The sequence below is a fragment of the Campylobacter concisus genome (genome assembly GCF_003048905.1).
Classification (GTDB): domain Bacteria; phylum Campylobacterota; class Campylobacteria; order Campylobacterales; family Campylobacteraceae; genus Campylobacter_A; species Campylobacter_A concisus_V.
Window position 1 is genome coordinate 1 of record NZ_PIRO01000006.1, and the last position, 22,841, is coordinate 22,841.

The 22,841-nt window shown below is 39.2% G+C and carries 24 protein-coding genes; 11 read left to right on the forward strand and 13 right to left on the reverse strand.

Annotated features, from left to right (window positions below):
• The 3 genes from CVS95_RS08600 to CVS95_RS08610 form a co-directional block, all read right to left on the reverse strand.
• On the reverse strand, positions 1-341 hold a 341-nt coding region (locus CVS95_RS08600), incomplete at its 3' end, for an Rrf2 family transcriptional regulator (protein WP_107696316.1).
• Between the two features lie 100 nt (positions 342-441).
• Positions 442-1,077: an NAD(P)-dependent oxidoreductase gene (locus CVS95_RS08605; RefSeq protein WP_107696317.1), complete on the reverse strand. Its 636-nt coding sequence runs from the start codon at positions 1,075-1,077 to the stop codon at positions 442-444.
• Between the two features lie 28 nt (positions 1,078-1,105).
• On the reverse strand, positions 1,106-1,480 hold the full coding sequence (locus tag CVS95_RS08610) for a cupin domain-containing protein (RefSeq protein WP_107696318.1): 375 nt from the start codon (positions 1,478-1,480) through the stop codon (positions 1,106-1,108).
• Between the two features lie 127 nt (positions 1,481-1,607).
• On the opposite strand from CVS95_RS08610, the gene CVS95_RS08615 reads away from it, so the two are divergent.
• The 8 genes from CVS95_RS08615 (at position 1,608) to CVS95_RS08650 (ending at position 7,973) form a co-directional block, all read left to right on the forward strand.
• Positions 1,608-2,516, forward strand: coding sequence for an ABC transporter six-transmembrane domain-containing protein (locus CVS95_RS08615; protein WP_413784128.1), 909 nt, complete (start codon positions 1,608-1,610; stop codon positions 2,514-2,516).
• Positions 2,494-3,408, forward strand: coding sequence for a cation diffusion facilitator family transporter (locus CVS95_RS08620; RefSeq protein ID WP_107696320.1), 915 nt, complete (start codon positions 2,494-2,496; stop codon positions 3,406-3,408). Before CVS95_RS08615 ends, CVS95_RS08620 begins: the two co-directional genes overlap by 23 nt.
• Before the next feature lie 37 nt (positions 3,409-3,445).
• Positions 3,446-3,835 carry a transporter gene (locus tag CVS95_RS08625; protein WP_107696321.1) on the forward strand — a complete coding sequence of 130 codons (390 nt, stop codon included), beginning with the start codon at positions 3,446-3,448 and terminating at the stop codon, positions 3,833-3,835.
• An 89-nt stretch (positions 3,836-3,924) separates the two neighbouring features.
• Positions 3,925-5,715 (forward strand): translation elongation factor 4, encoded by a 1,791-nt coding sequence (gene lepA / locus CVS95_RS08630; protein WP_107696322.1) that lies wholly within the window; start codon positions 3,925-3,927, stop codon positions 5,713-5,715.
• 172 nt (positions 5,716-5,887) lie between these two features.
• Positions 5,888-6,118 carry a 2-hydroxymuconate tautomerase family protein gene (locus CVS95_RS08635; RefSeq protein ID WP_107696323.1) on the forward strand — a complete coding sequence of 77 codons (231 nt, stop codon included), beginning with the start codon at positions 5,888-5,890 and terminating at the stop codon, positions 6,116-6,118.
• On the forward strand, positions 6,112-6,834 hold the full coding sequence (locus tag CVS95_RS08640) for a hypothetical protein (RefSeq protein ID WP_107696324.1): 723 nt from the start codon (positions 6,112-6,114) through the stop codon (positions 6,832-6,834). The genes CVS95_RS08635 and CVS95_RS08640 overlap by 7 nt, the downstream gene beginning before the upstream one ends.
• A gap of 12 nt (positions 6,835-6,846) precedes the next feature.
• Entirely contained in the window at positions 6,847-7,404 is a 558-nt protein-coding gene (locus tag CVS95_RS08645) for a YajG family lipoprotein (protein ID WP_107696325.1), read from the forward strand.
• Positions 7,404-7,973: a phosphoribosyltransferase family protein gene (locus CVS95_RS08650; protein WP_107696326.1), complete on the forward strand. Its 570-nt coding sequence runs from the start codon at positions 7,404-7,406 to the stop codon at positions 7,971-7,973. The genes CVS95_RS08645 and CVS95_RS08650 overlap by 1 nt, the downstream gene beginning before the upstream one ends.
• Positions 7,974-8,053: 80 nt before the next feature.
• On the opposite strand, the gene CVS95_RS08655 is transcribed toward CVS95_RS08650, so the two are convergent.
• The 10 genes from CVS95_RS08655 to murJ all read right to left on the reverse strand — a co-directional run bounded on the left by CVS95_RS08655 (position 8,054) and on the right by murJ (position 19,136).
• Entirely contained in the window at positions 8,054-8,692 is a 639-nt protein-coding gene (locus CVS95_RS08655) for a YggS family pyridoxal phosphate-dependent enzyme (protein WP_199906352.1), read from the reverse strand.
• Positions 8,689-9,798 carry an RIP metalloprotease RseP gene (rseP, locus tag CVS95_RS08660; RefSeq protein ID WP_107696327.1) on the reverse strand — a complete coding sequence of 370 codons (1,110 nt, stop codon included), beginning with the start codon at positions 9,796-9,798 and terminating at the stop codon, positions 8,689-8,691. The genes CVS95_RS08655 and rseP overlap by 4 nt, the downstream gene beginning before the upstream one ends.
• A 196-nt stretch (positions 9,799-9,994) precedes the next feature.
• The gene (gene pgsA, locus CVS95_RS08665; protein WP_085657289.1) at positions 9,995-10,540 is read right to left on the reverse strand and encodes a CDP-diacylglycerol--glycerol-3-phosphate 3-phosphatidyltransferase; all 546 of its coding nucleotides are present in this window, start codon (positions 10,538-10,540) and stop codon (positions 9,995-9,997) included.
• Between the two features lie 33 nt (positions 10,541-10,573).
• Positions 10,574-11,362 (reverse strand): enoyl-ACP reductase, encoded by a 789-nt coding sequence (locus CVS95_RS08670; RefSeq protein ID WP_107696328.1) that lies wholly within the window; start codon positions 11,360-11,362, stop codon positions 10,574-10,576.
• On the reverse strand, positions 11,362-12,231 hold the full coding sequence (gene dapA, locus CVS95_RS08675) for a 4-hydroxy-tetrahydrodipicolinate synthase (protein ID WP_054197407.1): 870 nt from the start codon (positions 12,229-12,231) through the stop codon (positions 11,362-11,364). Before dapA ends, CVS95_RS08670 begins: the two co-directional genes overlap by 1 nt.
• 26 nt (positions 12,232-12,257) lie before the next feature.
• A complete protein-coding gene (locus tag CVS95_RS08680) occupies positions 12,258-13,499 on the reverse strand; it encodes a M16 family metallopeptidase (RefSeq protein WP_107696329.1) in 1,242 nt (413 codons plus the stop codon).
• A gap of 11 nt (positions 13,500-13,510) precedes the next feature.
• Positions 13,511-14,584, reverse strand: coding sequence for a quinone-dependent dihydroorotate dehydrogenase (locus CVS95_RS08685; protein WP_107696330.1), 1,074 nt, complete (start codon positions 14,582-14,584; stop codon positions 13,511-13,513).
• Positions 14,585-14,637: 53 nt separating this feature from the next.
• A complete protein-coding gene (locus CVS95_RS08690; protein WP_107696366.1) occupies positions 14,638-16,362 on the reverse strand; it encodes an ABC transporter ATP-binding protein in 1,725 nt (574 codons plus the stop codon).
• Positions 16,355-17,749: a cysteine--tRNA ligase gene (cysS, locus tag CVS95_RS08695; RefSeq protein WP_107696331.1), complete on the reverse strand. Its 1,395-nt coding sequence runs from the start codon at positions 17,747-17,749 to the stop codon at positions 16,355-16,357. Before cysS ends, CVS95_RS08690 begins: the two co-directional genes overlap by 8 nt.
• Positions 17,736-19,136 (reverse strand): murein biosynthesis integral membrane protein MurJ, encoded by a 1,401-nt coding sequence (murJ, locus tag CVS95_RS08700; RefSeq protein WP_107696332.1) that lies wholly within the window; start codon positions 19,134-19,136, stop codon positions 17,736-17,738. The genes cysS and murJ overlap by 14 nt, the downstream gene beginning before the upstream one ends.
• A 123-nt stretch (positions 19,137-19,259) precedes the next feature.
• Between murJ and CVS95_RS08705 the strand changes: the two genes are divergently transcribed.
• The 3 genes from CVS95_RS08705 to CVS95_RS08715 are packed head-to-tail and all read left to right on the forward strand — an operon-like array spanning position 19,260 to position 22,797.
• Positions 19,260-21,173, forward strand: coding sequence for a flagellar assembly protein A (locus tag CVS95_RS08705; protein WP_107696333.1), 1,914 nt, complete (start codon positions 19,260-19,262; stop codon positions 21,171-21,173).
• A gap of 17 nt (positions 21,174-21,190) precedes the next feature.
• The gene (gene ruvA, locus CVS95_RS08710) at positions 21,191-21,745 is read left to right on the forward strand and encodes a Holliday junction branch migration protein RuvA (RefSeq protein ID WP_087578896.1); all 555 of its coding nucleotides are present in this window, start codon (positions 21,191-21,193) and stop codon (positions 21,743-21,745) included.
• A gap of 11 nt (positions 21,746-21,756) precedes the next feature.
• A complete protein-coding gene (locus tag CVS95_RS08715) occupies positions 21,757-22,797 on the forward strand; it encodes a D-alanine--D-alanine ligase (RefSeq protein WP_085657260.1) in 1,041 nt (346 codons plus the stop codon).
• The last annotated feature ends 44 nt before the right edge of the window (positions 22,798-22,841 follow it).

Below are 22,841 nucleotides of genomic sequence, written 5' to 3' on the forward strand. Positions count from 1 at the left end.
TTTAGGAAGTGACCAGTTAAGAGTCCCTCGATCTTGCTACCAAGTGGGCAGGCTTTGGGTGAGTCAGAGTGGATCTTAAAAAGTTTTTCTTTATCATTTACTGCGTTAAAGATTTGAAGGAGGGTTATATCTTTTGGCTCTTTCGCAAGACTCACACCACCAACTCCAGCTACAATATTCACAAGTCCTGCAGCCTTTAGAGTGCCAAGCAGGCGCCTAACGATAACTGGGTTTGTGTTTATGCTGCCAGCTATAAATTCGCTAGTAACCTTTTCGTTTTCAAAAAATTTAGCACATAAAAGCGCGTGTATTGCAGTTGAAAATTTAATGCCAACTTGCATGATCGTCCTTAAATTTTTCGTGATTATACTTAAATTTTCTGCCAAAGACAGCCAGCTAAATTTGACTTATGAGCCTTTGCTAGCTGTCAAATTTATAAACTCATGCTCTCTCTCCGACGGCGGTAAAGCGCTTTTGGATAAATTTCTTGTTTTTTAGCTCGTCAATGATCGCAAGCGCAAGGTCTGCGTAGCTTATGTAGCTCTCATTTTTTGAGTTTAGTATGAGATCATCCCCGCCAAGCACGTATTTGCCCGTGCGAGCGCCATTTGCGTCGTAGTCGCCTGCTGGACTTACATACGTCCAAAGCACATTTGTGCTACCTTTTAGCTCAAAATATGACTCCGCCGTAGCCTTTGCCACACCCATATATGCTGCTGGGAAGTCTGGCGTATCCATGACCATAGTGCCTTTGCTATCAACAAATAACGTGCCAGCGCCGCCAACTACGATGAGCCTTGTGTTAGTGCCTTCTAGTAAATTTACTAGGTGGGCGGCCACTTTTTTGTGAAGTGGGAAGGTTTCTTCGCTCCATGCTGCAAATGCGCTAATAACCGCGTCAAAGCCTGCTAAATCAGCCTTTGTAAGCTCGAAAATATCTTTATAAACGACCTTTACGCTTTCGTTTTTATACTCTTTGTTTCTAACGATCGCTGTGACGTCGTAACCTTGTTTTAGCGCCTCATTTACTAAATTTGCACCGCTTTTGCCGTTTGCACCTATGATTGCTATTTTCATTGTTTATCCTTTAAATTTGTCTTTAAATTTAGAGCCAGCTTGGCTTTACGTCATCAACTATCACGCCGTCGCTCATAGTGTATTGCTCTAGGCTACCGCGTTTTGTCTGGATGCAGATCATTTTGATGCCGTTTTTGCCAGCTTTAAAGCACCTCTTACCCTCTGGATCTATGCGCACCGCGTCACCTTTGCTTACATTTATCACTTCGCCGTCGATGAAGAGCTCGCCATCGCCATCAGTGATGATGTAAAGCTCCTCGTTTTGCTTGTGCGCATGGACAAATGGCACGCTTACATTTGCCGCAAGCTCATTTATAGATACCTCACAGCCAGTTAAATTTAAAGCTTCTTTTAGCTCGACTCTTGGCTCGTTTGCGACCTTTGCAACCTGATAATTTTTCATTTTTTCTCCTTATTTTTATGTTGTAATCTTTTTACTTACAACTGATGAGCGAAGTATAATAATTTTTTGTTGTAATGTCAAGAGTTACAACAAAAAATTTCAAATTTTTATAAATTTGGGCTAGAATTTGCAAAAAATTCTAGGAGTAAATTTGCAAAATAACGCCTTTAAAACGCTAAAGAGCATAGCGACCGAGCATAACAAAAAGCTCATTTTGACCTTTGCTTTGGTGCTAGCAGAGAACGGACTTTTTCTAGCATACCCGATATTTGCGGGCTTTGCGATAAACGCAATCATGCAAGGAAATACGTTAAATGCTCTCATTTACGCACTTTTTGTGCTCATAGCGTGGCTTGTAGGAGCCATTAGACGCCGCGTGGATACGCAAGTTTTTGCAAATATCTACGCAAAGCTTGCTGTAAATGTCATCATGAATGAAAAACAAAATGCCAAAGACGACTCCGCCATCATCGCCAGAGTAGCGCTCTCGCGAGAGTTTGTAAATTTCTTTGAGACGCATTTTCCTATATTTTTTACATCGGTTATTTCGATCATCGGCTCAGCGTTTATGCTCATTTTTGTTGAGCCAAAGGTCGCTGTGGCGTGCTTTGCCGTAATGATCGCTTTTCTTATATTTTTACCAAGATATATTAAGAAAAATGACGACCTTTATCTTCGCTTAAATGACCGCCTAGAAAAAGAGGCAAAGGTGATAGGTGTTTTTAACAAAAGCACGCTAAATAGGCACTACGATGTCGTTTCTAAATTTCGTATAGCGATCTCAAATAGGGAGGCGATAAGCTATTTTATCATCGGCATTAGCGCTTCACTGCTCTTTTTGGTGGCGATAATAGTGTTAAGCTCGCAGCAGACAAATGCCGGCCACATCTACTCTGTGATGACCTATATATGGAATTTCGTCATCAGTCTTGATGACTCGCCAAAGCTCATAGAGGAATTTTCAAATTTAAAAGATATCGGCAAGAGGATCGACGCCCAAAAGAAGGACAATGATGCACAACAAGAACGTTCTTAGAAATTCATTTTTTCTAATTTTCACGTTTATGATAGTTGAGGCCGTTTTTGGCTTCGTTTCAAACTCGCTTGCGCTTGTTAGCGACGCATTTCACATGCTCTCAGACGCTGCGGCTCTCTTTTTGTCGCTGATTGCTTTTAAGATCGCAGAAAAAAGGGCAAATTTACAAAAGACCTTTGGCTACAAAAGGGTCGAGATCATCGCTGCTTTCATAAATGCCATCGCTCTTATCGCACTTGCAGTCTTTGTCGTAGTCGAAGCTATCATCAGGCTTTTTAACGAGCCAGAGATCAAAGCTGAGACGATGCTTTTTGTTAGCATTTTGGGGCTTGTGGTAAATTTAGTCGTGGCTATTTATATGCATAAAAGTGCTGATACAAAAGAAAATTTAAATATGAAAGGTGCTTATTTGCACGTGCTTGGCGACACGCTTGGCTCGGTTGGTGCCATCGTCGCGGCACTTCTTGTGATGAAATTTAACTTCACGCAGGCCGATAGCATCGCAAGTATCTTTGTCTCGCTACTCATCATAAAAAGTGGCGCTAGCTTGCTAAAAGATAGCTTTAATATCCTGATAGAAGCCGTGCCGCTTAAGCTTGATACGGATGAAATTTTAGGCGTTATAAAGGGCGTAGATGGCGTTAAAATCGTGCATGACCTACATATCTGGGCGATAAATGCTGGCACAAACGCGCTCATAGCCCATGTGGTGGTGGATGATGCGCTAAGCGTGGCTGAAATTTCAAAGATGATAAAGCGCATCGAGCACGAGCTTTCTCACGTTGGCATCGGCCATGTCACGCTTCAGTTTGAGAGCGAGAGCCTTGGGCACAAAGATGATCTCATCTGCGAGCTAAATGATGAAGATGATCACTTTGGGCATCATCACTAAAATTTGAGTGAAATTTGACGCAAAAGGCTTAAATTTAATGTTTCGCATAAAAAATGAATATCCAATGGTCGTGGCTATCGGTTTGCTTGGTATTTTTATGGATATGGTTCCTCTTATCGCAGTAAATTTCGTAGTAGCCTTGATCTGCGCTCTATTTTGTATGAAAAAGGGCTATATATTCATTTTGTTGCTGGCGTTAAATTTTGCTCTGTATTTTAATGCCATAGATGCTCCGTTTAAGCAGCCAGAGCTTTGGACTTATCACGTGCCAGTGCTGGCAACTGCGACATACGGGCTTAGTGCTTTAGTTTATGCTTCAGCTTTTCTCGCTTTTTTACCGCTTTTTGCTTATCTTTATTTTTTATATTCACTTTGCGTTGTGCTCTGCGCTTTGCGTAAAAGTTTAAGAGCTAAATTTGAGCTTTAAATTTAAGCCTTGCTAACCTAGCAAACTCATTTTTACTCAACTTTAACGATTTTTTTTATAAAATCGCCTAAAATTTAACTAGGGATTTCATGAAAAACATTAGAAACTTTAGCATCATAGCTCACATCGACCACGGCAAAAGCACGCTTGCTGATCGCCTCATTCAGGAGTGTGGCGCCGTAAGTGACCGTGAGATGAGCAGCCAGATCATGGATACGATGGATATCGAAAAAGAGCGTGGTATCACGATCAAAGCCCAGTCTGTCCGCCTAAACTACGCAATAAATGGGCAAAATTTTGTTCTAAATTTGATAGACACTCCAGGACACGTCGATTTTAGCTACGAGGTAAGCCGTAGCCTAGCTAGTTGCGAGGGTGCGCTGCTAGTCGTAGACGCTTCTCAGGGCGTAGAGGCGCAGACTATCGCAAACGTCTATATCGCGCTAGAAAACAACCTAGAGATCATCCCAGTCATCAACAAGATCGACCTACCAGCGGCTGACCCTGCTAGGGTAAAAGACGAGATCGAGCACATCATAGGACTTGACTGCTCAGGAGCGATCGAAGTAAGCGCAAAAACAGGCGTTGGCATAAAAGAGCTGCTTGAAGCGATCATCACGAGGATCCCTGCACCAAATGGCGACGTAAGCAAGCCTACAAAGGCGCTAATCTACGATAGTTGGTTTGACAACTACCTTGGCGCGCTTGCTCTTGTGCGTGTTTATGATGGTGAAATTTCAAAAAATGATGAAATTTTGGTCATGGGCACGGGCAAAAAACACATCGTGCTAGACCTCATGTATCCAAACCCTATCGCTCCTATCAAGACAAAAAGCCTTGCAGCTGGCGAGGTTGGCATCGTTGTTTTGGGGCTTAAAAATGTTAGCGACGTGCAAGTTGGAGATACGATAACGCAGTCAAGAAATCCTCTAAAAGAGCCAGTTGGCGGCTTTGAGAGGGCTAAGCCGTTTGTTTTTGCGGGACTTTATCCAATAGAAACTGATAAATTTGAAGATCTGCGTGATGCGCTGGATAAGCTAAAGCTAAATGACAGCTCCATTAGCTACGAGCCAGAGACCTCGGTCGCACTTGGATTTGGCTTTAGGGTTGGCTTTTTAGGTCTTCTTCATATGGAGGTCGTCAAAGAGAGGCTGGAGCGTGAATTTGACCTAGATCTCATCGCCACAGCGCCAACTGTGACTTATGAAGTCATCCAAACTGATGGGCTAAATTTAAAGATCCAAAACCCAAGCCAGCTGCCACCAGTCAATAAAATAGACTCGATCCTTGAGCCATACGTGAAAGCGACTATTATCACTCCAAGCGAGTTTTTGGGCAACATTATCACACTCTTAAACAACCGCCGCGGCATACAAACGAAGATGGACTACATCACGACTGACCGCGTATTGCTCGAGTATGACATACCGATGAACGAGATCGTTATGGACTTTTATGACAAGCTAAAGTCAAGCACCAAAGGCTACGCGAGCTTTGACTACGAGCCTAGCGACTACCGCGTGGGCGATCTAGTAAAGCTTGATGTCAAAGTGGCTGGCGAGACGGTCGATGCGCTCTCTATCATCGTACCTGAGAGCAAGGCGCAGACAAAGGGCAGGGACTTCGTAAAGGCGATGAAAGAGATCGTGCCGCGTCAGCTCTTTGAGGTGGCGATACAAGCTAGCATCGGCAATAAAATAATCGCTCGAGAAACCGTAAAATCAATGGGTAAAAACGTCACAGCCAAGTGCTACGGCGGCGACATCACTCGTAAGAGAAAGTTGCTTGAAAAGCAAAAAGAGGGTAAAAAGCGTATGAAGGCGATAGGAAAGGTGAATTTGCCGCAAGAAGCATTCTTATCCGTCTTAAAAATAGACTAGAGGCGTGCCGTGAGCGCCTTTGAATGAGCTTTAAATTTTCTCTCTTCGATGGACTATTTGTCCTATCTTGATCGAAAATTTATGCGCAACATCCAAAATCATCTCACGACATTATGACTTGTCTTATGCTGTTTTGATAGGTTTAAATACTAAATTTACAAAAAGGAGCACTATGCCATTTGTGAAAATTTGTGTGACAAAAGAGGGTGATAGCCCAAGTGTGGAGCAAAAAGAGAAGATGATAAGCGGAGTTACAAAGCTAATAAGCGAAATTTTAGGTAGAAGCGCTCAAAATACCGTTGTCATTATCGATGAGATCGATACGAATAACTATGGCATCGCAGGCGAGAGTGCGAAAAATCTTCGTAAAAAACAAAACGAGCAAAAGGAAGTAAAATGCTAAGAATGACATTACTGGCAGTTTTTGCAGCTGTCTTTCTAACTGGCTGTGTGGCAAAAGCTAGCCTTTGTCTATCATGTGAAGGAATAGACGGCGTGCAAAGTACGAGCATAAATAGCGAAGATAAGATGTATTTTGAAGAGGTTATGAGGATACCGGCTGACTGCAGCGCTTGTAAAGGCAGGGGCGATGGTCTTTTTATAAATGGTGTTAAATACAAAAGTGATGTAGCAATAAACTGCTGCTTGGAAAAAAACATGATCGATACTAATGTTGGATTAAAAAAGGTTTATTTTCACAGAATCGTTGATGCTAGAAGTAGTGCAAGATCGATATATTACACAGGCGTTGAAGGAAATACTGCAGTTTTTAACTCAAATCCGCGCCTTGAAGTGCTTTTTTACATGTTTTTGCAGCGTGAGTTAAATTCTCGCGGGATCGTTGTTGTCGATACTCAAACATCGCCTTACACATATAGGCTTGATTTTAGATTTGACGAGCTTAGAGGAAACTACTCAGGAAGTTCAGAAATTTTAAATGGACATCTAAATGGGCTTCTTATTCTTTCAAATATAAATTTCAAAAAAACGTTACCTATCTCGACTAGGCACCATGTGGAGAAGCTAGAGGCTTCAGAGTCTGGTCAGTTTGACTTTTTTATCGCACTTTTGGTTAAACAAGCCGCGATAAAAGTAGCCGATGAGATCACTAAACTTTAAAAAGGAAAAACGATGAATAAATTTAAATTTTTAGCTATTTTTGGATTTTTTGTTTTATTTTTAACTGGTTGTGCGCCAAGTCAAAGTGTTGTCGCATTTGATCCATATAAGGCTGCTGCGAGCCAGCAAAATAGCGGCTTTGAGGCCTACATAAGCGCAGTGCATGATAACCGCAAAAATAAAAGTACCATTGCTACGATCACTGATAGCAAAGGTACCGTAAAAGAATATGTCGTGCTTCAAAACGATCTTGCTACTTATTTTATTGATTCGCTCAAAAAAGAGCTTATGGCGCGCGGTGCAAATGTAAATGGCATGGGTGGCGTTGTAGTTGAAATTTTTATCAACGAGTTTGAAGCAAATATGAGCGGATACGGCACTGATAATACAAAAGGTAATATTAAGATTACACTTAAGATCCAAAAAGGCGATCAAAGCATCGTTAAAAACATTTCAAATAATCAAACCAAATTTGAGTTAATTCCCACAGGTGGAGCATTTAAATCATTTTTAACTGAGATCATAAATGATGCCATCAAACGCACAGCAATTGCTATTTTAAATAGCTAATGTTTTGTGCGTTTTGCAAGAGCTTTACGCTAAATACATTTTGTAAAATTTGCTCACAAATTTTAAGCGAGCCAAGCCCGATAGTAAGAGAACTAGAGGGCTTTAAAATTTATAGCTTTTACGGCTACTCTGAAATAAAAGAACTCATCCACTCCAAGCACCAAATGTACGGATATCTTATATATAAAAACTTAGCCAAATTTGCATTTAATAAATTTGCTAAAAGCTTTAGCTTTCCGGAGAAAGTCTATGCTCTGCCTATAGATGATAGAGTTCATTTTGGCTACTCACACACGGCTATTTTGGCAAATGCACTAAGGGCTAAAAATCTAAAGCCCATATTTCATGCACTGCATGCAACCAGTAAGATCAGCTATAGTGGTAAGGATTTACAATTTAGACAAAATAACCCAAGAAATTTTAAAATCCTAAAAAAGATCACTGCGCCAGTTATTTTGGTAGATGACATCGTAACCACTGGCACTACGATACTTGAGGCTAAAAACACTCTAGAAAAAGCTGGCGTAAAAGTACTTTTTGCTCTAGTTTTAGCTGACGCTAAATATTAAATTTTAATTTTTTTCAAGTCTTTTTAGTAAAAATTTATCAAGCTCCAGCAGCAGAGGCAAATCAGACAAAAGCGATAAAATTACAGATAAAGCATAGTGCCAAGGCGGATCATATTTGAGCCACATTTTATCGCTAGCTCGAAGTCACTACTCATGCCCATTGAGCAGATAGTTGCACCTTTTGGCTTTAGGCTATCAAAAATTTTATAAGTTAGTTTAAAGCTCTTTTGAATCTCTTTTGGCTCATCCACATGCGCTCCGATACTCATCACACCTTTTAGATTGATATTTTTGCACTCGCTTTGGATACGCTCATAAATTTCTGCCGCATTTGCTACGCTTACGCCTTGCTTTGTATCTTCATCAGCCGAGTTTATTTGAAGCAAAGTATCTAGCTTGTAGCTAAGCCTTTTATCGACCTCTACAGCTCTTTCAAAGCTATCGCAGCTTTGCCAAAGTGTGGGCTTTAGGCTTACCATTTGATTTATTTTGTTATTTTGCAAGCGGCCGATCATATGCCATTTTATATCAGTAAAATTTTGTAGTTCTAGCTCTTTTTTGGCTAGCTCTTGGACTCTATTTTCGCCAAAATTTCTTTGCCCCTGTGCGTAAAGCTCTCTTACTTCAGCACTTGTGACGTTTTTGCTAACGGCGATGAGCGTCACATCTTTGCTTAAATTTTCGATTTTTTCTAGCAGCTCTTTTAAAACTATCATCATAAACCTCCGCTTAATCTCATAATGTCATTAAAAGTCGCAAGTACCATTATGCCAAGCAGTAGTGCCCAACCACAGTAGGTGAGCATGATGAGCACTCGCTCATTTACCTCGCGTCTAAAAATCAGCTCATATAAGTTAAAAAGTATGTGGCCACCATCAAGTGCAGGGATTGGGAATAAATTTAAAACGCCTAAATTTACTGAGATTAAAGCAACAATCGTCAAAAGTACGCCAAGACTTATTTTTGCGGCTTTTGAAGTGACATCAGCTATCTGTACGATGCCGCCAACTTCTTTTAATGGCACCGCTCCGCTTACTAGTTTGGTAAAGCTTTTAAAGATTAGTTTTGATGCCTCGATCGTCTCACTAAAGGCAAAATCTATGCCCGCAAGACCAGTGTGGTAAATTTTTATCACTTCTCCATTTGGAGAGATCCCGATCAATGGGCGTTGCACCTTTTCATTAAATAGATTTATCGTCTCGCCTATCTTTGGTGTTAAATTTATAGTCATTTGCGAGCCGTTGCGATCTATCAAAATGGTGCTTGGCTCAAGCTTTACATTTTTACTGATCTCATCCCACTCGTTTATCTTTACGCCATTTATTGCTAAAATTTTATCATTTTTAGCTAGTCCAGCGCTCGCAGCTGCCGAGCCTTCAGCTATGTGGCCGATACTTGGTGCAAGTCTTTCAACTCCGATAAATCCAAGCAATATATATATAAAAAACGCCAAGATAAAGTTAAAAAATGGCCCTACAAAGAGGATGTAAATTCGCTTTATAGGACTTAGCACGTTGTAGCTGTCCGCGTCGTAGTTTTTAGCTTTTGGGTCGGTATCGTCTTGACCTTTTAGCTGTACGTATCCACCAAGTGGGATCGCGCTTAGGCAGTAGTCGGTGCCGCCAACATTTTTGGTGTAAATTTTCTCCCCAAAGCCGATACTAAAGGTATTTACCTTTACGCCAAGCGTTCTTGCTGCCAAAAAGTGGCCAAGCTCGTGAAAAAATATGAGAAAACTAATGGCTAAAACGGTCACTAAAAAATAAAATGAATACGCATAAAGCCCAAGACAAAGTAGGGCTAGCGTGAAGAAAATACCTTTCAAAACTTACCTTTTTTTGAAAAATTGATGAGATTTTAGCCAAAATTTATAAATTTACTCTCAAACGGCGTTTAGCTAAAAATTTCTTTTAGCTAGGAGAAATTTTTAACTTAATTTTACTTATTTAGAAAATGAAGATTTGATTATTTTATATAAAATTTTGCAAGTAAAAACTTTAGGTCTTACGAACGAAAAAAATTTAGCTCTTTTTCATCGCCTTTACATAGGCAAAGATATATTCAAACCCAGAATAAAGCGTGAGCGCAACAGCGATCCAGAGTAAAAGTTCGCCACCAGGCCAGCTCATCAGTAAAAATCCAACCGCAAACATCTGCGAGACTGTTTTTACTTTGCCAGCCATTGATGCAGCGACCTCGACACCATCACTTGCCATCACGACACGAAAACCAGTTATAAAAAACTCCCTTACCAAGATGAGATAAACAGCCCAAGCGCTCGCTCTACCAAGCATCATAAGGCCTAAAAATGCAGCCAAGATCAGCATCTTATCAGCTAGTGGGTCAAGGATAGCGCCAAGTTTGGTCTTTTGATCCCAACTTCTGGCGATGTAGCCGTCAAAAAAGTCAGTCACCGAGGCGATCACAAAAATAAGAGCTGCGAAGTAGTTTATCCAGCTTATGTGAATTTGCGTAAAAATTCCTGGCGCATTTACAAGCATAAAAAACATAAGTGGAGCCAGTAGTATCCTAAAAAATGCCAATGCGTTTGGTAAATTTAAACTCACAAATATGCCTTTATGCTTAAAATTTCAATCTTCTCATTTAAAGGTCGTGCCACCATCTATTATAAATGTATGTCCAGTCACCCAGCTAGCCTTAGATGAGCACAAAAATAGACATGCTCCGGCTAGATCAGCAGGCTGTCCCATGCGGTTTAGCGGGCTAAGCTTTGCTGTCATATCGCGCACCTCTTCGTAGTTGGTAAAGGCTCTTAGTGCATCTGTCTCGATAGGGCCGCCACTTACGACGTTTACACGGATATTTTTCTCGCCAAGCTCGGTCGCAGCGTATCTTGCCATGGCTTCAACGGCTGCTTTTGCTGTACCGTGACCTGCGTAGTTTTCGATATATACTAAATTTCCAGTCGATGATAGGCTGATGATGCTACCACCACCCACTTTTTCCATGCGTTTTGCAGCTTCTTGAGTGCCTACAACAAAGGCATTTACTGTTGCTGTAAAGATATTGTTTATGCCTCTTGGTTTTAGCTTCATAAATTTAGTGTATCCGCCAGCTACTGCACGACCTGAGATGATAGCATTTGAGATGAAAAAATCAATCCTGTCAAAATCCTCGTCTATCTTTAAAAATAGCTCTTTATAAGTCTCTGGCTCGAGGATATTTAGTGCATATGCTCTTGCTTTTATCTTGTAAGTAGTCTCAAGCTCTTTTGCTTGTTCTTTTGCAAGCTCTTCGTTTGAGTTGTAGGTAAATGCTATATTTACACCAGCTTTTGCAAATTCTTCAACTATAGCTCTACCGATACCTCTAGTACCGCCGCTGATGACTAGTGTTTTACCTTTAAATTCGTTTAGTGTGTCCTTCATTAAAAACCCTTTATTTCGTAATTTTTTATTACTTCTTCTATCTTTTTAAAATTTTCTTTACTTGGTTTGCAAAGTGGCAAGCGGTACTCCAAAGAGTCGATGAGCCCAGCTAGATACATCGCCGCTTTGATCGGTATCGGATTGCTTTCGCAAAAGAGCGTTTTATTTATAGTATATAGATTATCGTTTATTAGTTTTGCTTTTTTGTACTCTTCGTTCATTGCAAGGTGTGTAAGCTCTGAAATTTGATCTGGTAAGAGGTTTGCAGTAACCGAGATAACGCCTTTACCGCCATTTGATATGATAGGATAGTTGATCGCATCTTCGCCGCTAATGACTACTAAATTTGGCTCGTGAGCTAGCAGATCTACGCATCTATCTATACTACCTGTAGCCTCCTTGATGCCGTAGATATTTTTACACTCTTTAAAAAGCCTAAAAACGGTTGCTGGCAAGATATCCACGCCAACTCTGCCAGGAACATTGTAAAGAAGCACAGGGATTTCAATGCTATTTGCGATAGCTTTGTAGTGCTCGTAAAGCCCTTCCTGTGTTGGTTTGTTGTAATAAGGCGCAACTGAAAGGATACCATCAGCGCCATGGGCTTGAGCAAATTTAGCAATACCAATAGCTTCGTGAGTGGCGTTACTACCAGCTCCAGCTAGTACTTTTACATTTGTGCCTTTACATGCATCTACGGCTATTTCGATACAAATTCTATGCTCATCATGCGTTAGTGTTGCACTCTCGCCGGTAGTTCCAACTGGCACAACAACATCTATGCCGTGTTTTATCTGTCTTTTTATTAGTTTTTCAAAACTGACTTCATCCACTTTTTGATTTTTAAATGGCGTAATGAGTGCGGTCATCGCACCTTGAAGCGAATTTTCCACGTTTATTCCTTTTTTAAAATTATTGTTGTGCTGGTTTTTTCATTAAAATATCTATTTGCTATCTCTTTTAAAAGCTTGGCATCTATCTTATCGATATTTTTTTCAAGCTCATAAAGTGGCTTTATGTCGCCTCTAGCAAGATATGAGCCATATAAATTTGCGACCTTGCTTGCACTCTCAAATGAGTAAATAAAATCAGTTTTTATCAAATTTTTAACTCTTAAAACATCATCTTTGTCGATTGGTTTATTTTTTAAATCATCTATGATCTTTAAAATTTCAGCCTCAACCACACTTGCTTCGACATCTGGATTGCAAACTGCTAAAAATATAAATAAATTTTCATCAACGCAGCTCATATTATAAGCATAAATTTGATTTACAAGCATGAGCTCATCGATTAGACGTTGCTGTAAAATCGAGCTTTTGCCAGTAGCTAGATATTCACTGATCGCATTTAGTCCCACTTGATCAGCATGCCTAAAGTCTGGGATCTTATAAGCGATAGCTAGCATTTGCGTTTGGCTATCTTTATAGATGATAGCCCTTCTAGCGCCGTCTTGCTCAGGCTCTTTGCAGTGTAGTTTTGGGATGGCTCTTTTGTTTTTTATGCCACTAAAATTTTTCTTAGCTAGCTTAAATGCCTCATCCTTGCCGATGTCGCCACTTATCATCAAAATCGCATTTTTGGGCTGATAATACGTAGCGTGAAATTCTTTTATGTCGGAGATATTCCAGTTTTCGATATCTTTTATAAAGCCTATCGGTGTCCAGTGATATGGATGATAGATAAATGCGTGGTTGTAGAGCCTAAAGTAGAGGTATCCCATAGGGTTGTTGTCTGTTCGCCACCTGCGCTCTTCATGCACCACGTCTCGCTCTGGCTGAAATTCTTTATCTTTTAGGCTTAAATTTTTCATAAGCTCGGCAAAAAGCCCAAGCGTTTTGTCTAAATTTTCATTTGAGGCTTTTATGAAGTAGTGAGTGTAGTCAAAGCCTGTACTTGCGTTATTTACGCCACCAAAGCCCTTTACTATCTCGTCAAATTCGCCAGCACGTAAATTTTTGGTTGATTTGAAATTTAGATGCTCTAGCATGTGAGCGATGCCGCTTTTGCCCATCACTTCGTTTCTTGAGCCAACTTTGTAAAATACATCGACACTTATCACTTTTGAGCCAGGATTTACTGGTACATGATAAATTTCTAGTCCGTTTTCTAGTTTTGTTTTATTAAATTTTATCAATCTTTTGCCTTTTATTTTTTAACATTAATACCGACCGCTTCACTAATAGAGGCAAAGCCATCTCTTTTTAAAAGTTCTAAAATTTCTAAATTTATATCTCTTGCGATCATCGGCCCTTTAAAGATAAAGCTTGTAAAAATTTGCACTAAATTTGCTCCCATTTTTATGCGTTCATATGCTTCTGCACCGCTATCTATGCCGCCACATGCGATAAGCGTCGTCTTGCCATAAAGTTCGTCTGCCACGGCTTTAAAGATCTCTTTTGACTTTTTAGTGATCACCTTGCCGCTTAGTCCGCCAAAATCCTTTAAATTTGACGAGTGAGAGAGCGAGTAATCAACGCTTGTATTTGAAACAAGCACGCCGCTAGCGCCGTTTTCTACCGCGCAGCTACAAAGCTTGATCGCATCTTCGTGGCTCATATCAGGAGCGATTTTAAAGATGATCGGCCTTTTAGTAAGTGGCAAAATGACACTAAAAAGCTCTTTTATAAAATTTTTATCTTGCAAGGCTCTTAAATTTGGCGTGTTTGGCGATGAGACGTTTATGACAAAGGTGTCGCAAATTTCACTAAATTCTCTTACTAAAATTTCATAGTCTTTTATTGCGTCTTCGTTTGGTGTAACCTTGTTTTTACCGATGTTTGCCCAGATAGGTAAAGTATAAGGATAAAGTTTTTTGACTCTATTTTTAATAGCCTCGCAACCATCGTTGTTAAAGCCCATCGCATTTTGGATGCTCTCTTCGTCTATAAGCCTAAAAAGTCTTGGTTTGTCGTTGCCAGGTTGAGGTTTTGGAGTAAATGTGCCAAATTCTAAATACCCAAAGCCAAGAGCCGTGAGTGATTCAAACATTGTGGCATTTTTATCAAAGCCCCCAGCTATGCCAACTGGGTTGTGATAAGTGCTTGAAAATAAATTTTGTTTTAGTGCATTGTCATCGACCACGCACTTATTTGCTACAAAGCTTAAAGATCCTGGAAAAATTTTATTTGCTCCGACCATTGCAAATTCTGCGATTTTATGGGCGGTTTCAGGATCAAATTTAAAAAATATAGATTTTAAAGTATCGTAGTTTAAGCTCATTTTAACCTCTTTAAAATGCCTAAAAATTTACGCAAATCTTAGCAAAAATCGCCTTAAACTAAGGCTTTGCCTTTAAGTTTTGCATAAATTTCATTTCTCTTGCTAAGTTCTTCATCGCTTCCAATATCAACTATCTTTCCACCACTTAAAACTGCGATCTTATCAGCACTCTCAACCGTGCTTAAGCGGTGAGCGATGACAAAGATGATCTTTTTGTTTCTTAGGTTGTTTATAGCCTTTGTGATCTCTTTTTCACTCTCGTTATCAAGCGCTGAAGTGGCTTCGTCAAAGATAAGAATTTGTGGGTTTTGATAAAGAGCCCTTGCTATTGCTATACGCTGTCTTTGACCGCCTGAAAGGTTTGTGCCAAATTCATTTAAGATAGTGTTTATGCCGTTATCTAGTTTACTTACAAATTCATAAGCATTTGCCATTTTTAGTGCATTTATCACGGCTTCTTCGTTAAATTCTCTACCGTAAGCCACGTTTTTAGCGATTGTATCGTTAAAGATATAGACACGCTGGGTTACAAGTCCGATATTTTGGCGAAGTGAGTGGATTTTGATATCTTTTAAATTTGTCTCATTTATTAAAATTTCTCCGCTATTTACGTCGTAAAATCTCATAAGTAGATTCATGAGCGAGGTTTTTCCGCCACCGCTTGAACCAACCAGGGCTATAAATTCTGACTTACGAGCCTCCAAATTTATACCTTTTAAGACCTCTTTGTCGCCGTAGTTTAGGCAGACATCATTAAATTTAATCAAATTTATCTCTTCACTTAACTCTTTTTCGCCATCTTTTATCTCGCTTACCTTATCCATTAAGAAGAAGGTTCTCTCACTTGCGGCGATGGCGTCTTGCATTTTGTTGTATATATTTACGATGCGTTTTAGTGGAGTGTAGAGCATAAAAAGTGCAGTTAAAAATGAAAAGAAAGCACCCATGTTTATATTTCCGTCAATGACGTCTTTGCCGCCTATTATGATGACAGCAGCTACTCCGATCGAGCCAATTGTTTCCATTAGTGGGCTTACTAGTTGCTCGATTTTTACTGTTTTAAGGTTTAATTTGAAAAATTTGTTATTTTCTTCAATAAAACGTGAATGCTCGTATTTTTGGGCGTTATTTGCCTTGATGATCTCGATATTTGTAAAAATTTCACTAAGTGCAGAGGTGATATCAGATGTCTTTTCTTGTGATTTTTTTGAGATTTTTTTCATCTTTTTAGCAAGGCGCGAGATCGGATAAATCGCTATTGGCATAACAACAAGTGCAAAAAAGGCTAATTTAGGGCTTTGATATATGACTACACAAAGCAGACCTATGATAGTTACAAGCTCTCTAATAAGCTCAGGTATGATGCTTGAAACAATAGATCTTATGCGCTCTATGTCGTTCGTGGTTCTGCTTATTAGCTCGCCTGTTCTAAAATCATTAAAAAATTTCATGTCCAAATTTAGTAAATTTTCAACCATCTTTTCACGAAATCTTCTAATCGTATCTTGCCCAATATATGCCGTAAAATAAGCCTGCATAAATGTGCCTATATTTTTTAACACATAAATGGCAATAATCGCACATGGCAGCATATAAAGCAGTATTTCATTTCTTTCAACGAAAATTTTATTTAATACTGGCTCCACCAGATACGCACTGACCGCTGTTCCGCCACTTGCAAGCCCCATGCCGATGAAGGCTAGGATAAAGTGTGGGATGTAGTCTTTAAAATATGGGCCAAAGCGTTTTAGAACATCTTTTAAGCCAAAGTTAGTCATTATTTTTCTCCCAAACTGCGCCATTTGGTGTATCCATGATAGAGATGTTCATCTTTTCTAGCTCGTCTCTTATCTCATCAGCTCTTGCAAAATTTCTCTCTTTTTTAGCTATCGTCCGCTCATCAAGAAGCCTTTTTATCTGTTCCTTTTGCTCGTTGCTTACACCAAATTGAAAATACTCCACATAGTTTGTGCTAGCAATGCCTAAAATTTCACTTATAAGCTCCAAATTTGCCACTACTTCGGCCTTGTAGGCTTTATCTTTTGGGCTATTATCAAGCCTTTCGTTTGCTGTTTTTACAAACTCATCAACACTTGCAAGCGCTTTTGAAGCGTTTAGATCATCACTTAGTGCCTCAAGTAGCTCATTTTTAAAGCTCTCGTTTATAGCGCCAGCTTGCACGCCATCAACCCTTTTTTTAAGGCGATAAATTTTATCTAGCCTCTTTTTTGAAGCCACTAAGTCTTCATCTGAATAATTAAAATGCGCCCTGTAATGGCTCGTAAGCAAGTAATATCTAAGTACTTCACCATGAACGTTTTTTAGGGCGTCTTTTACGAAAAAGCTGTTATTTAGGCTCTTACTCATCTTTTCGTTATTTACTTTTATGAAGCCGTTATGCATCCAGTATTTGCTCAAATTTTTATGATAGGCGCATCTGCACTGGCTTGCCTCATTTTCATGGTGCGGAAAGAGTAGGTCGATGCCACCAGCGTGGATATCGATCTCAAATTTATCATTTTCTTTGTTGCTTAAAAACTCCCTTATCATCGCCACACATTCGGTGTGCCAGCCAGGACGACCCTTGCCAAATGGGCTCTCATACCATTTCTCGTCAAATTTCCAAAGCACGAAGTCTTTTTCATCTCTTTTCTCGCCAAAACTAGCCACTCGTGCGATTAGATCGGTATTATTATCCTTTCCGCTAATGCTAAAATATCCACTATCCTTGCTCGTATCAAAGTAAATTCCATCACTCGTTTTATACGCCACACCTCTATCCATAAGCACCTTGATGTAGCTAATGATCGCATCCAAGCACTGCGTAGCCTTTGGCTTAAAGTCTGGATCAAGCACGTTTAAAGCGCCCATGTCGCTCTCGTAGTGCGCTATATATTTGTTTGTGATCTCCTCTAGGCTTTGACCAGTCTGCGCCATTTTATTTAAAATTTTATCGTCGATGTCGGTGTAGTTTCTTGCAAATTTGACCTTGTAACCAAGCGCTTTTAAGACCCTTCTTAAAAGATCAAAGCTAACGGCTGACTTTGCATGCCCCAAATGTGCGTCGTCATAGACCGTTGGACCGCATAGGTAGATGCTAACTTCACCTTCTTTTATTGGGCTAAACTCAACCTTTTCTCTTTTAGAAGTATCAAAAATTCGCATTAAATATATCCTTTAAAAATGTTAAACCAAAATAGAGCAAAACCGCCAAAATAGCGATGGCGGCTATAAATTTAGGCTCGATTATAGCTAAAAATCGCTTAGCTCCAAAGGCTCTTATATATAAAATAAGCTGTAAAAATCCCCCAAGTGAGCTTGCAAATGCAAGGCCAGCAGCTCCAAATTTCTGCATCAAAATGACTGCTAGGATCAAATTTATCACAAGGCAGATGATGGAAATTTTAGCTGCCTCTTTTTGCTTCATATTTGCGTAAAGCCAAAGTGAGAAAATTTTAGCCAGACCAAATGGCGTAAGCCCCACCAAATAGGCACTTAGCACCTTAGCGCATTCAATGGTGTTTGCCCTTACGAAATTTCCTCTCTCAAACAAGAGCCAAATGATAAATTCGCTTAGCACGACACCTGTGATAGTGGCGGCTAGTAGGGCGCAAAGAAGCAGATAAAAGCTCTTTTTCGTCCAAACTAGGGCGTTTACTTCATCTTTTTGCTTTAAAAGTCTAGTGATCTTTGGAAAAAGCGCCTGGGAGAGCGCGATCGCAAAGATGGCAAGCGGAAGCTGAAAAATTCTATTTGCATAAAAAAGGTAGCTTATCGAGCCACTTACTAAAAAGCTAGCCAGCCAAGTGTCCATAAATGCGCTTATCTGCATCGAACTTGATCCAAGTAAGCCGTGGTAGAAATTTATGAAAAAGCCTTTGCTACTAGCTTTTTTGCCTTTAAAATATCCGCTTAGACCGCCCCAGAAAATTTTATTTAAGGCGTTAAATTTCATAGCGATTAGATGCACCAAAACCTGCAAAATGCCGCCTGCAACGACGCCAAAGCTAAGATAAAGTGCGACCACGCTCTCGCTCTTGCCACGAGCCAAAAGTAGCGATGCGATCATGGCTAAATTTAGTAGCGCAGTTGAAAACGCAGTCGTTGCAAAGTGCCCTTTATACTGAAGCAGTGCACCCATGAAAGTGACGATATAAACAAGGGCTAGATAGTAGAAATTTATACGCACAAGCGGCACTGCATCCATGATATTTTGCTCGCTTAAACCGCTTGCGATGATCTTTATAAAGTAGGGCGTAAATAAATTTACAAGAAGCGTCAAAACGCCTATAAAAAGTAGAAATTTGATGAAAATTTCAGCCTGAAAGATCGCTTTTTTCTTGCTATTTGCAAAATTTGGCAAAAATGCCTGCGTAAAGGCGCCTTCGCCAAAGATGCGGCGAAATAAATTTGGTATCTTAAATGCTATAAAAAAAAGATCGCTAAATATGCCAGCTCCAAGGATAGAAGCTGTTAAAAGGTCTCTTATAAGTCCAAGAATTCTTGAAACCATAATGCCAACTGAGTTTGAAAAAAAACCTTTTATAAACATCGCTCACCTAAATTAAATTTGAAAACGCAATAGTAACAAAAGATGCTTTAAAGCTTACATAACCCAAATTTAATAAAATTTTGGCGATAATAAGAGCCAAATTTTATGTGAAATGGATCAATTTTGAGCGAGAACGTGCAAGAAAACGAGAGATTTTTACCGCCAACGCAAATTCAAACTTCAACGCCTTATATATCGCTTAAAGAATTAAGCAAGCAACACAGCGTACCGGTAGAATTTATAGATTTTAAAATTTTAGATATTTTGACTTATTATAAAAATAAAGATAATGAAGAGCCAGTTTTTGTCTCTGAAGAAAATTTAAACTTTTTTGATGATAATGCATTTTATCTTGACGAGACATTGGAGATCGAGCAGGTCTATGACGTGGAATTTTTTGATGTTAGGCTAAATGCTGTACCAAAGCTTCCAAAGATAGAAATCGGTGTAAATTCAACAGTTACAAAAGTAGTCGCAAAGGTAAAAGCCACAAAAGATTGTGAATACGAACAGCATTACGAAGATAAACTTTTTGAATATATCGCCAAACAGCTTATGAAAGCTCAAATTTTAATAGGTATAAGGATCGGCAAACTAAAAGATGAGTTAAAACAAATAGCCTCAGTTGTGCATGTAAAGGGCGAACTTGATAAAGACTACATACTAAACATAACACAAGGTATAAATCCAAAAAAAGCTACCGATGCAAAGATACTTTACTACTACAAAGATAAACTTGATTCGATAAAAGAGGAAGATAAGGTTGATTACGCTGATAGAGGTTTTGTTTTTGGCGTGGCACAAGATGAAGTGATAATGGAAGAGAAAAAGTCTCACGAAGGGCAAAATGGCCGTGATGCGAGAGGCAAATTATTAGCAGTAGAAAAGCCAAAAGAAGATACTGGCAAAGAGATAAGTATAAGCGAAAATATAGAGAGAGTAGAAAATGACGATAGCATAATATACATCGCTAAAAAATCAGGATATGTAGTTGAGAAGAATGGCTCATTTGACATTGAAGAGCGTATAGAGATAAATGAGGCAAATTTTAAAACAACTGGCTCTATTCAAGCAGGCACTGATACAAATGTGACTTTGGTGGTTAGGGAAACTGATACTATAAAAGACGCCATCGGCACTGGCATCATCGTGGAGGCTGACGAGATAGAGGTTAAAGGAAACGTCGGTGCAAATGCGATGGTTAAAGCAAATGAAGTAATAATCGGCGGTCAGACACACCAAAAGGCTAAAATTTATGCAAAGAATGCAAAAATTTCTATCCACATCGGTAAGGTTGAAGCTGAAAATGTTGAGATAGATAGGCTAGAAGGCGGAAATGTCGTAGCAAAAAGAGTTAAGATAAATAGCGTCGTTGGTGGCTCTATAACCGCTCAAAATATCCAAATAAATACGCTTGGCTCAAACTGCACTATCACAGCTTCACACTTAATAGACGTAAGATATCTAAGAGGCACTGACAATAAATTTATAATCGATACTAGCAAAATGCCTGAGAGTGCTGAGGCTACGCAAGAGCAATTAAATAAGATCGAATATACAAAAGCAGAGCTTGCTTCGCTTCTAAAAAATATTGAAACAAAGAAAAATGTCATAAATGAAAATAAAGACTCGATTTATACCATAAAAGCAAAGGTAGAAGAGCTCTCAAAAGCTAAAGTGATACCGCCAGTTACCTTCATGAAAAAGCTAAAAGAGTATCAAGGCCTAGTCAATGAATACAATACTTTGCTAAAAATTTTTAAAGATAAAAAAGAGTTGCTAGCTACTCTAAAAGATGAGCTTGAGATCATGCAAAATGGAATATTTTCTGCAAAAGTGATAAATAGAGGCAACTGGGTTGAATTAAATGAGATTAGATTTGTTATCGTTGATCCTCCACAAAATGTCACTTATATCTCAAAGCAAAATGAAACCGCTCATGCCATTACTTTAGAGAAGATCGGTGATGGTGATGAGGCTGAGTATAAGATCAAAAAGTCAAATAAATTAGAAGACTACACAGATACAAATTTTTAAGAATAAAAGGTTAAATGATGATAAAAGCGATCGAAGGTATCGTCAGCAAAAAAGATCCCGCGTTTGTGATACTTAAGACAAATAGCGGCGTAAGCTATGGAATTTTTATCTCGCTTTTTTGCTCAGCCAAGCTTAGCAAGGGCGAAAAAGTCGAGCTTGCCATAACACAGATCATAAGAGAGGACGCAAATTTACTTTACGGCTTTTTGGATGCAAATGAGCAAAAGATGTTTGAAATGCTTATTAAATTAAATGGTATCGGAGCTAGCACGGCTATGGCAGTTTGTTCAAGTCTAAGCTCACAAGCATTTACAAATGCCATAATAAGCGGTGATGCAGACACCTTTAAAAGCGTGCCAGGCATCGGACCAAAGACCGCTAGACGCATCATAGCTGAGCTGAGCGACGCAAAACTAATAAGTGATGAGAGCGTGCCAAGCTATCAAAATGAGGCACTTTTGGCACTTGAAGCGCTTGGCTTTAAGCGTGAGAAGATAGTAAAAATTTTGCCTGAGTGCAAGAGTGAAAATACGAGTGATCTTATAAAAGAAGCATTAAAGAAATTAGGATAAGGATTAAAAAGATGAATTTAGGTGTGGTATTTGGAGCAAAGAGCTATGAACATGAGATAAGCATAGTTAGTGCGATAGTTTTAAAAAATGTCCTAAAGCAAGAGCTAAAATTTATATTTTGCGACGCAAATAGGGACTTTTACTTGATCGAGCAAAAAGATATGAGAGCAAATTTCTTTAGCTCTGGTAAATACAAAAATTCAAAAAAGCTCATTTTGTCTAAGGGTGGATTTTTCATACACTCTCTCTTTGGCGATAAAAAAGTAGAGTGCGACGTCATTATAAATTTGATCCATGGCATGGACGGCGAAGATGGCAAGATAGCGGCACTTTTTGACTTTTACGGCATAAAATATATAGGTCCAAGGCTTGAAGTGAGTGCGCTTAGCTACAACAAAGAGCTTACTAAATTTCTAGCGCAAAAAGCTGGTGTAAAGGCGCTTGACTATGAGATGCTAACTCGTCAAAGTGAGCCAAAATTTCACTATCCTATTATCTTAAAGCCAGCAAGACTTGGAAGTAGCATTGGTGTAAACATAGTGCATGACGCTAGCGAGCTAGCTTATGCAAAAGACGTGGCATTTGAGTTTGATAAGGATGTGCTTGTCGAGCCTTTTATAAAGGGAGTAAAAGAGTATAACCTCGCAGGCTGTAAGATAGATGGAAAGATAAAATTTTCTATCATCGAAGAGCCAAAAAAGAAAGAATTTCTTGACTACGAGCAGAAATATCTTAGCTTTTCAAATGAAAACAAGGTAAAAGAGGCTGAAATTTCTGAAGAGCTAAAGCAAAAGCTTAAATTTAACTTTTCAAAAATTTATGATTGTGGATTTGACGGGGCGATAATTAGATGCGACTTCTTTGTGATAGATGATGAGGTCTATCTAAATGAGATAAATCCAAATCCAGGAAGCCTTGCAAACTATCTATTTGAGGATTTTGAAAGCACTTTAAATGCTCTTGCAAACTCACTTCCAAGAGAGCGTAATATAAAGATCGATTATAGCTTTATAAACTCGATCACTTCAGTAAAAGGTCGCGGAAAAATTTAGGCCATTTAGTAGATTATAAAGTAGTTTGTGATATTTTACGTAAA

Excerpts from the sequence above, each read along its gene's own strand:
- CVS95_RS08605 (WP_107696317.1), bottom strand. The coding sequence starts at position 1,077 with ATGAAAATAGCAATCATAGGTGCAAACGGCAAAAGCGGTGCAAATTTA.
- CVS95_RS08610 (WP_107696318.1), bottom strand. The coding sequence starts at position 1,480 with ATGAAAAATTATCAGGTTGCAAAGGTCGCAAACGAGCCAAGAGTCGAG.
- CVS95_RS08620 (WP_107696320.1), top strand. The coding sequence starts at position 2,494 with ATGCACAACAAGAACGTTCTTAGAAATTCATTTTTTCTAATTTTCACG.
- CVS95_RS08625 (WP_107696321.1), top strand. The coding sequence starts at position 3,446 with ATGTTTCGCATAAAAAATGAATATCCAATGGTCGTGGCTATCGGTTTG.
- lepA (WP_107696322.1), top strand. The coding sequence starts at position 3,925 with ATGAAAAACATTAGAAACTTTAGCATCATAGCTCACATCGACCACGGC.
- CVS95_RS08635 (WP_107696323.1), top strand. The coding sequence starts at position 5,888 with ATGCCATTTGTGAAAATTTGTGTGACAAAAGAGGGTGATAGCCCAAGT.
- CVS95_RS08640 (WP_107696324.1), top strand. The coding sequence starts at position 6,112 with ATGCTAAGAATGACATTACTGGCAGTTTTTGCAGCTGTCTTTCTAACT.
- CVS95_RS08645 (WP_107696325.1), top strand. The coding sequence starts at position 6,847 with ATGAATAAATTTAAATTTTTAGCTATTTTTGGATTTTTTGTTTTATTT.
- CVS95_RS08650 (WP_107696326.1), top strand. The coding sequence starts at position 7,404 with ATGTTTTGTGCGTTTTGCAAGAGCTTTACGCTAAATACATTTTGTAAA.
- CVS95_RS08655 (WP_199906352.1), bottom strand. The coding sequence starts at position 8,692 with ATGATGATAGTTTTAAAAGAGCTGCTAGAAAAAATCGAAAATTTAAGC.
- CVS95_RS08670 (WP_107696328.1), bottom strand. The coding sequence starts at position 11,362 with ATGAAGGACACACTAAACGAATTTAAAGGTAAAACACTAGTCATCAGC.
- dapA (WP_054197407.1), bottom strand. The coding sequence starts at position 12,231 with ATGACCGCACTCATTACGCCATTTAAAAATCAAAAAGTGGATGAAGTC.
- CVS95_RS08685 (WP_107696330.1), bottom strand. The coding sequence starts at position 14,584 with ATGAGCTTAAACTACGATACTTTAAAATCTATATTTTTTAAATTTGAT.
- CVS95_RS08690 (WP_107696366.1), bottom strand. The coding sequence starts at position 16,362 with ATGACTAACTTTGGCTTAAAAGATGTTCTAAAACGCTTTGGCCCATAT.
- cysS (WP_107696331.1), bottom strand. The coding sequence starts at position 17,749 with ATGCGAATTTTTGATACTTCTAAAAGAGAAAAGGTTGAGTTTAGCCCA.
- murJ (WP_107696332.1), bottom strand. The coding sequence starts at position 19,136 with ATGTTTATAAAAGGTTTTTTTTCAAACTCAGTTGGCATTATGGTTTCA.
- ruvA (WP_087578896.1), top strand. The coding sequence starts at position 21,191 with ATGATAAAAGCGATCGAAGGTATCGTCAGCAAAAAAGATCCCGCGTTT.
- CVS95_RS08715 (WP_085657260.1), top strand. The coding sequence starts at position 21,757 with ATGAATTTAGGTGTGGTATTTGGAGCAAAGAGCTATGAACATGAGATA.